Below are 14247 nucleotides of genomic sequence, written 5' to 3' on the forward strand. Positions count from 1 at the left end.
GGATTAGTGATTAATTTTGTGTGATAAATAAACCATAGTTAAAGTGGTAAAAATATAAGCTTGGATAGCACCAATAAAGACAGAGAAGCCTTGCCAGACAAATTGTAAGGGAATGGCAATTACCCAAGTAAATGGAATGAAGACCATAGCGAATTTAGCAATCAGTCCGACTAAAACTTCCCCGGCAAAAATATTACCAAACAAACGTAAGGCCAAGGTGGTTGTATTGATTGTTTCCTCAACCAATTGTAAAGGTAATTTTAAAATATTTGGGCGAGCGTAAAAGTTTTTAAAGTGACCTCCTAAACCATTCTTTTTAATCCCTAAAATGTGACCTGATAAAATAGCAATAATTGCTAGGGAAATGGTTACGATAGGATCAGCCGTTGGGCTTCGCCAAAATGATTCATGCTCTGTCACAATTAAAAAGGGGAGTCCAATTAAGTTTGACACAAAAACGAACAAGAAAAAGGTCAACCCTAGATTGACATAAACACTTTGGTGCTGGCCGAGGGTTGAGTCACAGATGCCTTCAACAAATTCAATGATGATTTCCATCAAAACTTGGAATTTGGAAGGATGATTGGCTGATAATCTGCGGCTAACTAATAAGCACAACACCGTGATGATGGCTACCACGACCAGGGTGGCTATCAAGGTGTTGAAGTTAAAAGATAGGCCGAGAAAACGAACAATCGGTGTATCTTCCATTCAGATTCCTTCTTTCATAAGTTTTAATGCTGATTTTACACTTATTAAACAGTTAAACTATTTTTCTAAGAAAAAAAGTAAAATTTTAGCACTTATATCCACTATAGCATAATTTTTATGACTTTCAAAAGAAATCGTAGTGCTTTGGCTTTTATAGCTGTTTAACCTTTAAGTTAACTTGTTAAAGTTTTTTAATAATTATGGAGTTATTTATTGATAGCATAGGGGATACAATCGTTTTTTATTCGCTTACATAAAACGGCATAAATTATTATTTAAGTGGTGCAATATTATACAATATAAAAACACGAATATTAGAAAAAAATTTTATTTTTATTTGTGTTTTCTGAAATTTCTTATTTATTATCGACCTCCATAGCCTTTATAATTTCTAAAATAAAAAGCAGAGTCATAAATTGACACTGCTTTTATAACTATTCATTCGCAAACTTTTCAGCTAAATTTTTAAGATAAGGGATAAATTCCTCTTTAACTTCAGGATGATCGATGGCGAATATAATAGAAGCTTTGAGCATCCCTTTAGCATCTCCTACTTCAAACCATTCGCCTTGATATTCGTAAGCTAATAGGGGATGCGTTTTTTGTAATTCAATTAAGGCGTCAGTCAATTCCACTTCACCTGTTGCTCCAACTTCAAGTTGGTCTAGGATGGAAAAGATTGTCGGTTCTAGGATATAACGCCCCGCTGCAGCCATATTTGAAGACGGTTGATCTTGTGGTTTTTCTATCATATCGAGGACTTGAAAGACGTGAGGGGTAGCTGTTTTTTCAATAGCTAAGATACCATAATTTTTGGTCTTATCAGGATCGACACGAACGCCGGCAATTACTGTTTGTCTTTTTTCCGCATAGAGATCAATAATCTGTTTGGAAAGATTTTCTCCCCTTATAATATCATCTCCTAAGAGTAGTAAGAAGGGATCATTGCCGATAAAGGCCTTGGCGTGACGAACTGCATCACCCAGTCCTCTTGGATGGTGTTGTCTGGTATAATGAATATTTAAGTTAGATGTTTCAGTGGCTAGTTTAAGGAGTTTCTCCTTCCCTTTGGCTTTTAAATTTTGTTCGAGGGTAAAGTTGGCATCAAAATGATCTTCTATTTCTTGTTTTCCTTTACCAGTAATAATTAAAATATCTTCAATCCCAGCCGCAATAGCCTCTTCAACAATGAATTGAATGGCCGGCTTATCGATAATAGGTAAGATTTCTTTAGCAATTGCCTTGGTGGCTGGCAAAAAGCGCGTGCCTAGACCAGCGGCTGGAATAACAGCTTTTTTAACTTGAACCTTAGTCATAATAACCTCCTATAAGCGCTCGTCAACAGTGGACTTGATAAATTTAATTAAGTCATCGCGTAAATCCGGAAGACTGAGACCATATTCTATTACTGTCTTCATATAACCGAATTTATTTCCTACATCATAACGATGTCCATTAAACTCCAGGGCGAAGACGCGTTGGATTTTATTCAAGCGATCGATGGCATCAGTTAATTGAATCTCGTTACCAGCCCCAGCTGTTTGTGTTTCTAATAGTGAAAAGATTTCTGGTGTTAATAGGTAGCGGCCGATGATAGCTAAATTGGACGGTGCGACTTCGGGTGCTGGCTTTTCGACAAACCGTCTCACGTTATAAATACCTTTTTTGTATTGGCGCTCCGGATCAATGACACCGTATTTGGAGGTATCTTGAGGTGGGATTGACATGACTGCTAGAGTAGAGGCATGGGTATCTTTATAATTATCGATTAATTGTTTGGTCAAGGGAACCGTATCGGTCATTAAGTCATCGCCTAACATGACGACAAAAGGTTCATCTCCTACAAAATTCTTGGCTTGTAAAACAGCGTGGCCCAGGCCCTTTGGATAAGATTGACGTTTAAAGAAGAGGTTAATCTTATTAAGATCTTTGACAGTGGTTAGTAATTCTTCTTTACCTTTAGCTTCTAAGACGGCTTCTAACTCCTCATTGGCATCAAAATGGTCTTCAATGGGCCGCTTAGACCGTCCGGTCACAATTAAGATATCCTCGATACCTGATTGAAGGGCTTCTTCCACAATAAACTGAATAGTCGGTTTATTAATGATAGGAAGCATTTCTTTAGGCATGGCCTTTGTTGCAGGAAGAAACCTAGTTCCAAGCCCTGCTGCGGGGATGACGGCTTTTCTAACTTTCATAGACAATCTCCTTTGTTTGTAATCCATTTTATCATACGGCTTTTATCTGATATTCTCAAGCCATGTCAATTCTTAAATAGCGTCAAAGTTTTTAAAGTGATTAGTGATAAGTTAGTATTTTTTGTGAATTTCTAGAAATCGCCTCGTAAATAACTTATAATAACTATGCTATTATAGAAAGGAAGATGGAACAATGTCCAAAAAACTAATTAAATATATTACTGTCTTTGCTTTATTCATGACATCATTATTCACAACTACTGTGACTACCCATGCTATGGATATTAATAAGCCATTCTCAGTCTTACTTTTAGGGATTGATACGGGCGATTTAGGTCGAACAGAAGTTGGGCGTTCAGATGTTATGATGGTTGCTACGATAAATCCTAAGGAAGAAAATATTGTCATTACCTCTATTCCTCGTGACTCCTATGTTGATATTCCTGATAGAGGAATGGATAAAATTAATCACGCTTATGCCTTTGGGGGACCGGAATTGTCAGTTGAAACAGTCGAAAACTGGTTAGATATTGAAATTCCATACTATATTACCGTTGATATGAAAGGCTTAGCAGATGTAGTTGATTCTGTAGGAGGAATTGATGTTGTTCCACCAACTTCTTTTGAAATCAGCGGTTATAGTTTTACTGAAGGTCAAGAACTACATTTAGATGGTGAGATGGCGCTTGCTTACGTTAGAGAACGCTACAATTCTGGTGGCGACTATGCTCGTCAAAAGCGTCAACGTCAAGTGGTAGTTGGTATTGCCCAATCTGCTTTAAATAAAAGCAGAGGTATTAAAGAAGTAATAGATATGACGACGGCTATTAACAAATATGTGGGGATGAATCTCAATATGTTTGATTTGGGTAAGCTAGTAATTTCACACTTAGATATGCGTCCAACGCTAACCTTTAATCAATTTGAGGGTGAAGGCTTTATGTTAGACGGCATCTATTATGATCAAATTACTGAAGAGTCCTTTAATAAGAATCAACAAATTATTAAGGACGAGTTAGACGGTAAGCTTACCAATAATTCAGAAAATGAAGAAAGCTTTAAATTAGAAAAAGAATCGGATAAATAAATGAAAACAGACAGCTAGGCATAGCATCATTGCCCCTAGCTGTCTGTTTTTTATTGTTTTAAAAGCGTTTTCTCTATATAATAAGAATAATTTTAAAAATAAATTTGATGAGTGGGTGACAATAAAATGAAGAACTTTAAAGGCTTTTTAACAGCTGGCCATTTAAAGTGGTTGGCTTTAATTTTTATGATCATTGACCATACAGCTGTTGTTCTGATCGAAATGGGCATCTTTAGACATCAGAGTGATTACAGCTATGAATTCTTAAGCCAGATGGTAAGCGTTTATGAAATTATGCGAAATATTGGGCGCTTAGCTTTTCCAATCTATCTTTATCTATTATTAGAAGGTTATCATCATACTAAAAATTTGAAGCGTTATTTTATGCGTTTGGGGTTTTTAGCAGTGATATCGGAAATACCTTTTGATTTAGCCTTTGCTGATCAAGTCTTTTATTGGAGCCATCAAAATGTTTTCATAGAATTATTGATTGCCTTAATGCTTTTTGTAAGTCTGGATTATTTTAAAGATCGTTGGTTGATGCGTTTAGTGAGTGTCGGCTTATGCTTTGGCTTAGCATATTTAACTATGGCAGATTATGACTTATTTGGTATATTAGCTGCTTTAATTTTTTATTTTGCTTATGGTAAACGATTAAGAGAGGCGCTAGCCGTTCTGCCAGCCTTTGCTTTTGAGTATTTCATGCCCACTGTCTTTCTAAGCAGTCTATTTATTCTTTTTTATAATGGTAAGCGTGGTAGGGTCCAACAAGCTTTTCACTATTGGGCCTATCCGGGACATATTTTATTGCTTTATCTAATTAAATTAATGCTTTTTAAATCCAATTAAAAATCGGTTTTTGGCTATCGGTTTTTAGCTTAGGAAGGGCAGGAGTATTTGACTAAGAAGAATTCCTAGGGTATACCCAATAGTCAGAGAAATGATGACCATTATTGCATCAATGCCCTTGATTATACCAGCAAGATTGTTCCCTTTAAGAATATCGCGCATGGCATTGGTCGTTGAAGTTACTGGATAATTTGGCATGATCATAGCTCCTAAAATAATGCCTGGATGAATGGTTGAAGGGAAACTAGCATCAATCCATTTTACGGCTAAAGATCCTAGAGCGATGGATAAGATATTAAAGAAAAAGTCAGTGAGAAAAGTTGTTTTGCGCCAATATTCTAAAGCTAGTATGAGACAAGCAATTAGAAAAGCGACCAACATATCGATATTAGTTCCGCCAAAGAGAATGACAAAGAGGACCATCAGGATTAGGTTAATGTATTTAATTAAAAAGCCATACTTATCATCCTTGATATTTTTCATAGCTTCATAGGCTTGATCAACAGATATTGCGCCAGAAACATAGGATCTAGAAATATCATTTACTTTAGCGATGTGTTGGATATTGTTTTGTCGCTGATTTATGCGGACAATACCAGAAAAACTATATTCTGCCAAGTCTGTATCTGTTAGCGATAAAAAAAGACCGGTGGTGTTGGAATAGCTAGAAGGGGAGTCAAGGCCAGTTGTTTGAAGGATTCTCAAAGTCGTGTCTTCAACACGGTGTTCCTCGGCATTGGATTCTAAAAGAATCTTCCCAGCTAAACGTGCTAATTTAAAAACTTTCTTATAGAAAATACGCATTCAACCACCCTCCTTCTTTTTTATATTTTAGAACCTATTGCTTTAAAAGGCAAGGAGAGTCAATCAATTGGTCGAGTACTATGAGTAAAGTATAATAATTGTTAAATAATTAATTACGAAAGGACGAACCTATGGCTTATCAAGCGAAAACCAAACAAACTCAAGCTAGCGTTAAAGCATTTATTCAAAGCATCGAAAAAAGAAAAGTGTCATGATACAATAATCATAAAGGGGTGATTTAATGGATCAATCAAGTTTACTGATCAATGATTCCACAATTGAGCATTTAATTACCATGGAAGATACCGTTGAAATTATTGACAATGTTTTTAAAGAATTTGCGGCTGGTCAAGTGGTTAATCCAGGTAAGGTAACTTTGGATATGGGGGAAACGGGAGGCTGGCCTTTTCATGAAGCCTTTCTTAACGCCATGCCAGCTTATTTAGGTTCTCTAAAAGTAGCAGGTCAAAAATTTGTGGGAGGTTTTGCAGGAGAACGAGCTAAAGCGGGTTTACCCTTTATTAATGCGATGATCATGCTAGTCGATGCTAGAATGGGTAATTTTATTTCAGTATTAGATGGGACACGGATTTCGAATATGCGAACCGGAGCGCAAGCAGCTGTAGCTTTAAAATATATGCTTAATAAGCCTAAGGTTAAAATGGGTATCTTCGGCGCTGGTCAACAAGCTAGACAGGTTACTCATGCCATTTCAACTGTTTTTGAGATAGTAGAATTAAGGGTTTGGAATATCCACCACGATACAGCCGAAGAGTTTAAAGAGGATATGCAAAAATATGTCCAAGGCGCCATTAAAATCTGTGAAGACGGTCAAGAGGCTTGTCAAGTAGACGCGGTCTTTACCCTAACTCCTTCTAAGGTTGCTTTAATAAAAGAAGAGTGGGTACAAAAAGGAACTATCGTTTTCCCAATGGGATCCTACCAAGAAATTGAATACGAATTGATCCACCAAGCAGATGCTATTGTGGTCGACCACGTCAGTCAAGCTCTTAATCGTGGAATCTTAAAACCTCTCTATCAGTCAGGTCAAATTTTAGAAGAAGATATCACAGCTACTTTGGCTGAACTTTCTGAGAGTCCGAGTGAAAAGATTGATCCAAAAAATCAGCGCATCATCTGTATTCCAATTGGAATCGGTGCCACGGATGTAGCTGTCGCTCACGAAGTCTATCAAAGGGCCTTAGCACAAGGATTGGGAACTTCCTTTGATTTTACCGCTTAATTATTTATTGACCAACATCCTAGAGCTTCTTTTAAGAGCGAGCAATACTTATATTTCTCCTATATTAAAAGTAGGTTAAATTGAGTCGTTTAAGATTACAAACGCTTACATTTTGTTTATAATGGTTTTAAGTGACTTTCAGTTAAAAAATAGGTTTAGAAAAGAGGGTTTCGATGAAAATCGTGGATGATTCGAGAAGGTTGGTTGCAGTAGATGAACAAGAAAATACACTGGCACAGATGGTTTATGAATTAACCGAAGGCGATAAAATCTGGGTCACTCATACTTTTACTCACCCTACCAACCAGGGTAGGGGGCTAGCTGGCGAGTTGTTCAATGCAATGGTCGATAAAGCCCGGAGGGAAGGAAGAAAGATTACTTCCACTTGCACCTATGTGACCCACAAGCTAGCTAAGGATCCTGAAAAATATCAGGATGTGACGGCAGACTCTTAAGGATTTAAGCCAATAAATTAAGACCTCCCATTGATTCGTTAATCAATGGGAGGTCGTCTTTGTATTAAGCTTATAGATGGAAGGCTGAAGCAATTTCTCCTTCTATCTCCGCGTTCAAAATCGCTGATAATTTAAGTCGTGCTTTTACGCCAGAAAGTCCTTGCGCAAATATGATCCCCATTTGTTTCAATTGTTTACCACCGCCTACATAGTCATAGACATCTTCAGTGACTCCGTTAAAGGCTCGAGAAACCATCACAATAGGAATGTTTTTTTCTAACAGTTGTTGAATGGGTGGAAGTGTCTCGGGTGGAATATTACCAGCGCCTAATCCTTCAATAACTAAGCCATCAAAATTATTATCTAGGACTGTTTGAAAGAGTTCGGGCCCCATGCTGGCGTAAGTTTTAATTAAGACAACTTTTTTACTAATTGAATTAACTTTATAATATTCACGGTGCAGTGATTCTTGGAAATAAATGACCTGGTTTTTAGAAATTAATCCAATCGGTCCAAAGGTAGGTGTCTGGAAGGTTGCAACATTAGTGGTATGGGTTTTGGTCACATAAGTAGCGGTATGGATTTCTTCATTCATCACCACTAATACCCCTTTGCCGCGGGACTTCTCATCACGGGCTACAAAGATGGAAGAGCGGAGATTGGCTAAACCGTCAGATCCAATTTCGTTACTTGAGCGCATGGCTCCCGTTAAAACGACTGGAATGGGGATATCAAGGGTTAGTTCTAAGAAATAGGCTGTCTCTTCCAGAGTATCTGTTCCGTGGGTGACAACAATGCCATCATATTGATCCGATATCGATTGAATATAATTGCTAAGATTGAGCATCAATTCTTCGTTCATATGCGGTGAAGGAATATTCATTAAATCTTCCACAGTGATATCAGCGAATTGGTTAAAGAAAGAAGATTGGGTAATAATTGGGTTTTCAGATGAGGGAGATACCTTACCACTGGTTTGGTCTTCAGACATGGCAATCGTGCCACCGGTATTAATTAATAATAATTTCTTCATGCTTTCACTCCTCATGGTTGTTCTTAGAAAAGTATAACGTTTTCAAATTCAGTAAACAATCCCTACCGCTTTGATTTTAATAAGAGTTTGGTTAAAGTTATGAAAAGGCGTTTCCCCTGTCTAAATCCAGATGAACCAGATGTAATAGGGAAAACTTCTTTGGGCTTTTTAAAAAATTAGGGTGTTAAGGATGATAATATAGGGCGGATTTTATAATGAACTTGACACTCATTCGTCTAAGTAAAAAACGACACTGAATTCATTTTCTATTGAAGTGACCAATCATCAATAAAGGAGAATTCAAATGTCGCATGATTATCGGAATACACCCACGCAAAAAGAAAAGAATAAACGGACTTTTACTTATTGACTATAGGCTACAGGCCGCATAGTTACAATAAATATTGTGGCTCGTGTTTAGGGGTTCACATCAAAAATGAGTGGATTTTATGCTTATTAAGTGATTTTTAGATGTGTCTTATTGTTGACATTTTCATAAATATACCTATACTAAATTAAGTCGAATTAGACTAAACTAAAAAAAAATTATCAATAGTCTAATATCATTTTAATCACTTTAAAATAAAATTAAAAGAGGCCATCGGAGTTTAAGGATAAAAAATGGAGGGGATATCAGAAAAAGAAAAAGAACTAAATAGATGGAAAAGGTTCGTTAAAACTTTTCAATAATGAGTAATCTTTTAAAAAATAGATATTTTGCTGAAAATCTTTGGGTATCATTTTTATTAAATTAAATAGGAGGAAACATTATGAAAAATGCCATCGTCGAAGTTGAGGATTTAACCATGGCCTATCAAGAACAACCTGTTCTTTGGGATATTGACGTTAAAATTATGAAAGGATCAAGAACAGCTATTATTGGACCTAATGGTGCTGGTAAGTCTACTCTAATTAAAGGGATTCTAGAATTAGAAAAGCCCCTTTCAGGAAGAGTATCTATACTGGGAACACATTTTGATGCCATAAAAAATAAAGTCGCCTATATTCCCCAAGCCAGTGAAGTCAACTGGGATTTTCCAACCACTGTAGAAGATGTAGTCTTAATGGGGAGATATGTTCATTTAGGATGGATTAAACGGCCACGTAAAATTGATTATGAAAAGGCTCATCAAGCCTTAAAAGAAATTGGTATTTATGAGTATAAAGACCGCCAAATTTCCCAATTGTCAGGTGGTCAAAGACAGCGTGTGTTTATTGCACGAGCCATTGCTCAAGAAGCAGAGATCTACTTTATGGATGAACCCTTAGCAGGAGTGGACAAGCGGACCGAAAGAATTTTTATCGACTTTGTCAAGCGAATCCAGCAAAAGGGGCACACGTCGATTGTTGTTCATCATGATTTGAACACTATTAAACAATATTTTGACCATGTTATTATTTTAAATAAACGTCTAATTGCGGCGGGACCAACTGAAGAAGTCTTTGTTCATGAACATTTAGTTAAAGCGAATATGACTTGGGGAGGCGAAATTTAAAGTGGATATTTTAACTAGTTATTCCTTTATTTTAATTGCACTTTCTACTTTTCTTTTAGCCTCTGCTTCAGGAGCAGTGGGAGCTGTGAGTGTATTTAAAAGTCAATCACTGATTGGCGATGCAATTGGGCATGCTACTTATCCTGGGATTGTTTTAGCCTTCATGTTGACGCTCTCCAAAGATACCATGACCATGATGATCGGAGCCGTTATTAGTGGGGGAGTGGCTTACGGTTTAATTCAAATCATTGACCAACATTCCAAACTTAATTTAGATGCAATTCTAGCCATCATTTTATCATCTTTCTTTGGTTTTGGTATGGTATTAAAGAGTAATATTTCTGGCAATCCGCGTTTTAAAGGAGCTTCTCAAGCAGGGTTAAAAAATTACCTTTTCGGTCAAGCTTCTTATATTATGGAAAATGATTTAAAAATCATTTTAATTGTGGCCCTTATCTCTATTTTTATATTAATTCTCTTTAAAAAAGAAATTAAGTTGTTTGTCTTTGATGAAGTTTATGCGAAAACAGTGGGTATTAAACCTGTTATTCTTTACAGTATTATTCTGGTCATGACGATGAGTTTAATTGCTGTAGGCTTAAAACTTGTCGGAACCATTCTAATTGCTTCAATTTTGATTGTACCTTCCATTGCAGCGATGCAATGGACCCATCGTTTTGAGCGCGTTTTAATTCTTTCGGGGATCTTTGGTGGTATATCTGCCGTGATTGGAACTTATGTCTCTACCAAATATAACGGTATGAGTACGGGTCCAACTATTATTTTGACCTTATCAATTATCGCATTACTTTCGATGCTTTTTGGTAAAAAGGGAATTGTTCAAAAAACACTCATGCCAAAAAAAGGAGGAGAATTCAATGATTGAGAATATCTTACTATTATTTGATATTACCTATGAATCACTGATCATTCTGGTATTGACAGCTATCGCTTGTGCAATCATTGGCTGTTTCCTTTTATTGAGAAATCTTTCGATGTTAGGAGATGCCATTTCTCATACCGTATTATTAGGAATCGTATTAGCTTATTTTATCGCTCATGACTTAACATCCCCCTTATTAATAATTGGCGCCGCTTTGATAGGCGTTTTTACTGTCTGGGGCGTCGAGAGTTTATCCAATACCGGCTTAATAAAAAATGATGATGCGGTTGGTGTTGTCTATCCGCTCTTTTTCGCCTTATCCGTTATTTTAATTACTAAATATGGGAGGAACGTCCATCTTGATACGGATGCTGTGTTAATGGGGGATGTGGGAATGGCTTCCTTAACTCGTTTGGATGTCTTTGGTATTTCGATTGCTAAATCAGCTGTTCAAATGAGTGTTATGTTACTCATAAATATTTTGTTTATTATACTCTTCTATAAGGAATTGAAAATCACAACCTTTGATGCCCAATTTGCCCAAGTGGCTGGGTTTACCCAGATTATGCTCTTTTATGGTTTGATGTTGTTAACTTCAATCACAACGGTTGTCGCTTTTGATGCGGTGGGGGCCATTCTTGTTATTTCCTTCTTAATCGCACCAGCTGCTTCAGCCTATCTCATTGTAAAAAAATTAAATCATATGCTTTTGATAGCCAGTCTTTATGCAATTTTTAACTCCGTTTTGGGTTATTTTATCGGCTTAGGCTTAAATGTTTCACTCTCTGGTATGACAGCCACCATTGCAGGAATCACGTTTGGATTGACTTTCTTGTTTAATAAAAATGGATTCATTACTCAAATGGTCCGTAAGATTCAACAAAAAAGGACCTTAAAAGAAGAATTATTTATTATGCATCTGGCAAATCATAGGAATACAGTCAATGAATTGAGTGAAGTTGGCTTCCATTCAATAAAAGAGCATTTACAATGGCCCCAAGAGCAAATTGAAAAAGTAGCAAACCGTTTAATAAAAAATGACGAAGTTTTTCATGATAATTTGAATGCTACTTATCAACTAACTTCAAAAGGTCAAGTAAGAGTAAAATCTCTTAAAGAAAGGTATAATCTTTAATTCAGTCCTCTAACGCCAATCTGTTTGCGCATAAGAATCCATGTCCATTACTAGGACGTGGGTTCTTTTAATATTGAAGATATAAATGAATAAAATAAGGAATCTTTGGTAAAAGTTTACAAAGTTAATTATCCTTTATCAAAAAAATAAGGAAAAATCTTTAATTAGTTTAGATTCGTCTAAAATTCTGTTGACATGTAATGATTACTATTATATACTTACCTTACAAAAATAATTAGGGTAACCTAAAAAGGAGATATAGTATGAAAAAGTTTATTAAGTTTCTGTTCGCAATGGCATTGTTTATGGGGTCATCCGTTAGTTTAGCTTCGAGTGTTGCAGCTGAAGAAAAACCAATGGTTACTGTAACCACCTCATTTTTAGGAGATATGGTAAAGAACTTAGCCGGAGATCTGGTAACCATTGAAATGATTATTCCAGCAGGGGAGGATCCGCATTTGTATGAGCCAAGACCTCAAGATTTGCAAAAATTAAAAGAAGCTGATCTTGTTTTATACCATGGTTTGCATTTTGAAGGAAAAATGATTGAACAATTAGAACCAATTGGTGTGGCAGTTTCAGAAAATTTTGATTCGAATGAGGTCGGAGTAATGGACGATGATGGGGGAATGGCTGTCGATCCTCATTTCTGGTTTGATTTGAATCTCTATCAACAAGCTACTCAAAGAGCTTCTGAAGCCCTAATCGAGTTAATACCAGACAATGAAGCTGAAATTATGGAGCATACCGATAAGTATATTACTCAATTGAAAGAATTAGATAAAGAATTAGAGGAAAAAATTGCTTCAATTCCAGAAGAAAGTCGCTTCTTAATTACCCCACATGATGCTTTCAATTATTTCTCAAGAGCTTATAATATTCCAGTACGTGCTCCTCAAGGGGTAACAACCGATTCTGAGGTTTCTAATAAAGATATTGATGATACTGTTGATTTTATTGTTGAAAATAAAATTAAAGCAATCTTTGCTGAATCAACAACCGATCCAGCACGGATGGAAAAATTAAAAGAAGCTTGTGCCTCTAAAGGTTTTGAAGTGAAAGTTGTTAGTGGAGAAGGTCAAGAACTTTTCTCTGATTCATTAGCACCTGAAGGTCAAGAGGGAGATACATTTATTGATATGTGTCGTCATAATGTTGATTTAATTGTAAACAATTTAAAATAATAACTTAAATGCGATTCGACCTAAAATATACCGAGGAATTCTCGGTATATTTTTTTTGTATGGTTAACTCAAAGTCTTATTTCAGTAAAGCCTTGAGAGATAAACTTATGGGCTTTATGAACATATAAATAGATTTATAGATCAAGCTTAATACATAGCGTAAAATTTTTTGTGTAAGCTCCGAGACTCCCTAGAAAAAGAGACCTCACTTATGTAAGATTGTAATAACCACAAAACAATCATACACAGGAGGTCCCTTATGGAAGACTTTAACACAAAATAATTCACAGCACTAGCCCAAGGTGAATCTGTTCATGAACTGTTTCGTCAGGCTTTAGAAGAAGCGATTAATCTACTGCTTGAAAGTGAAAGAATCGTCTTTCTTGATGATGAGAAATGAGAAGTCAAAGGCTACCATGCAGGCAATTCTAGAAATGGCTATTATTCGAGAACTTTAATAACAGAATATGGCAGGTTGAATCTTAAAGTTCCCCGTGATCGTTTAGGTGAATGAGACGTTAAAACACTCCAATGTCTTCAAGAAGTGCTCTCTCATCTAGAGGAGATGATTGTTTGGATGGTTCAAAAGGGTGTGACGACATGTGACGATTCAAAGCTCATCGAAAAGATGTAGGGTCCACATTATTCACCAACGACCCTCTCCAACCTTTCAAAAACATTTGGAGAAGAATTAGCCGCTTACCGACAACGTCCGATTAAACAAGACGATGTTTGTCTATACTGCGATGCCACCTTTGTATCTGTAAGACGCGGTAGTGTGTCTAAAGAAGCTGTCCATACAATTATTGGAATGGATGCTCAAAGCTATGAGGAAATACTCGATTTTCAAGTCTATCCTACAGAGTCAGCTCTTCATTACCGTGAAATGCTTCAAGACTTAAAACAAAGAGGGCTAGAAAATGTTTTACTTTTTGTCTCAGACGAATTAACCGGGTTAGCGGAGGCCCTGACTAATGAGTTTCCGAGGACCCTTCATCCATCTTGTTGGACACACTTACTGAGACATGTCTTCATGAAAGTCCGTTTGAAGGACCGTCAAGAAGTGTTAGCGTCACTAAAAAAGTTCCTAAAGCCAGTAGTATCGTAGAAGCCACTCGACTACTCAATGAATTCATCCAGACCTGGGGAGCGACTTATCCAAAGTTGGC

The 14247-nt window shown here is 36.5% G+C and carries 13 protein-coding genes and 1 pseudogene; 9 read left to right on the forward strand and 5 right to left on the reverse strand.

Features of this window, described 5'->3' with window-relative positions:
• Positions 1 to 3: 3 nt before the first annotated feature.
• The 3 genes from atpB to galU all read right to left on the reverse strand — a co-directional run bounded on the left by atpB (position 4) and on the right by galU (position 2909).
• Positions 4 to 711, reverse strand: coding sequence for a F0F1 ATP synthase subunit A (gene atpB / locus ACQV2P_RS07150; RefSeq protein ID WP_428873684.1), 708 nt, complete (start codon positions 709 to 711; stop codon positions 4 to 6).
• Between the two features lie 434 nt (positions 712 to 1145).
• Entirely contained in the window at positions 1146 to 2027 is an 882-nt protein-coding gene (locus tag ACQV2P_RS07155) for a UTP--glucose-1-phosphate uridylyltransferase (protein ID WP_428873685.1), read from the reverse strand.
• A 9-nt stretch (positions 2028 to 2036) separates the two neighbouring features.
• A complete protein-coding gene (gene galU / locus ACQV2P_RS07160; RefSeq protein ID WP_428873686.1) occupies positions 2037 to 2909 on the reverse strand; it encodes a UTP--glucose-1-phosphate uridylyltransferase GalU in 873 nt (290 codons plus the stop codon).
• A 193-nt stretch (positions 2910 to 3102) separates the two neighbouring features.
• Here galU and ACQV2P_RS07165 point away from each other — a divergent pair, with 193 nt between their 5' ends.
• Together ACQV2P_RS07165 and ACQV2P_RS07170 are read left to right on the forward strand one after the other, a co-directional pair.
• A complete protein-coding gene (locus tag ACQV2P_RS07165; RefSeq protein ID WP_428873687.1) occupies positions 3103 to 3996 on the forward strand; it encodes an LCP family protein in 894 nt (297 codons plus the stop codon).
• A 126-nt stretch (positions 3997 to 4122) separates the two neighbouring features.
• Entirely contained in the window at positions 4123 to 4845 is a 723-nt protein-coding gene (locus tag ACQV2P_RS07170) for a TraX family protein (RefSeq protein WP_428894811.1), read from the forward strand.
• A gap of 24 nt (positions 4846 to 4869) precedes the next feature.
• Here the strand turns inward: ACQV2P_RS07170 and ACQV2P_RS07175 are convergent, their stop codons facing one another.
• The gene (locus ACQV2P_RS07175; RefSeq protein WP_428873689.1) at positions 4870 to 5649 is read right to left on the reverse strand and encodes a threonine/serine ThrE exporter family protein; all 780 of its coding nucleotides are present in this window, start codon (positions 5647 to 5649) and stop codon (positions 4870 to 4872) included.
• Positions 5650 to 5890: 241 nt separating this feature from the next.
• Between ACQV2P_RS07175 and ACQV2P_RS07180 the strand changes: the two genes are divergently transcribed.
• Together ACQV2P_RS07180 and ACQV2P_RS07185 are read left to right on the forward strand one after the other, a co-directional pair.
• On the forward strand, positions 5891 to 6892 hold the full coding sequence (locus tag ACQV2P_RS07180; protein WP_428881812.1) for an ornithine cyclodeaminase family protein: 1002 nt from the start codon (positions 5891 to 5893) through the stop codon (positions 6890 to 6892).
• Between the two features lie 173 nt (positions 6893 to 7065).
• Complete coding sequence (locus ACQV2P_RS07185) at positions 7066 to 7347, forward strand: GNAT family N-acetyltransferase (protein ID WP_428873691.1); 282 nt, start codon at positions 7066 to 7068, stop codon at positions 7345 to 7347.
• A 70-nt stretch (positions 7348 to 7417) separates the two neighbouring features.
• On the opposite strand, the gene ACQV2P_RS07190 is transcribed toward ACQV2P_RS07185, so the two are convergent.
• Positions 7418 to 8380: an asparaginase gene (locus tag ACQV2P_RS07190; RefSeq protein ID WP_428873692.1), complete on the reverse strand. Its 963-nt coding sequence runs from the start codon at positions 8378 to 8380 to the stop codon at positions 7418 to 7420.
• A 770-nt stretch (positions 8381 to 9150) separates the two neighbouring features.
• Here ACQV2P_RS07190 and ACQV2P_RS07195 point away from each other — a divergent pair.
• The 5 genes and pseudogenes from ACQV2P_RS07195 (at position 9151) to ACQV2P_RS07215 (ending at position 14186) form a co-directional block, all read left to right on the forward strand.
• Positions 9151 to 9876 (forward strand): metal ABC transporter ATP-binding protein, encoded by a 726-nt coding sequence (locus ACQV2P_RS07195; RefSeq protein ID WP_428874743.1) that lies wholly within the window; start codon positions 9151 to 9153, stop codon positions 9874 to 9876.
• Position 9877: 1 nt separating this feature from the next.
• Entirely contained in the window at positions 9878 to 10762 is an 885-nt protein-coding gene (locus tag ACQV2P_RS07200) for a metal ABC transporter permease (protein WP_428894812.1), read from the forward strand.
• On the forward strand, positions 10755 to 11894 hold the full coding sequence (locus ACQV2P_RS07205; protein ID WP_428891738.1) for a metal ABC transporter permease: 1140 nt from the start codon (positions 10755 to 10757) through the stop codon (positions 11892 to 11894). The genes ACQV2P_RS07200 and ACQV2P_RS07205 overlap by 8 nt, the downstream gene beginning before the upstream one ends.
• Before the next feature lie 263 nt (positions 11895 to 12157).
• Positions 12158 to 13078 carry a metal ABC transporter solute-binding protein, Zn/Mn family gene (locus tag ACQV2P_RS07210; RefSeq protein ID WP_428874741.1) on the forward strand — a complete coding sequence of 307 codons (921 nt, stop codon included), beginning with the start codon at positions 12158 to 12160 and terminating at the stop codon, positions 13076 to 13078.
• Between the two features lie 475 nt (positions 13079 to 13553).
• Positions 13554 to 14186, forward strand: a pseudogene (locus ACQV2P_RS07215) (IS256 family transposase).
• The last annotated feature ends 61 nt before the right edge of the window (positions 14187 to 14247 follow it).

It is taken from the genome of Facklamia sp. P12932 (assembly GCF_050409545.1).
In the GTDB taxonomy this organism is placed as follows: domain Bacteria; phylum Bacillota; class Bacilli; order Lactobacillales; family Aerococcaceae; genus Facklamia.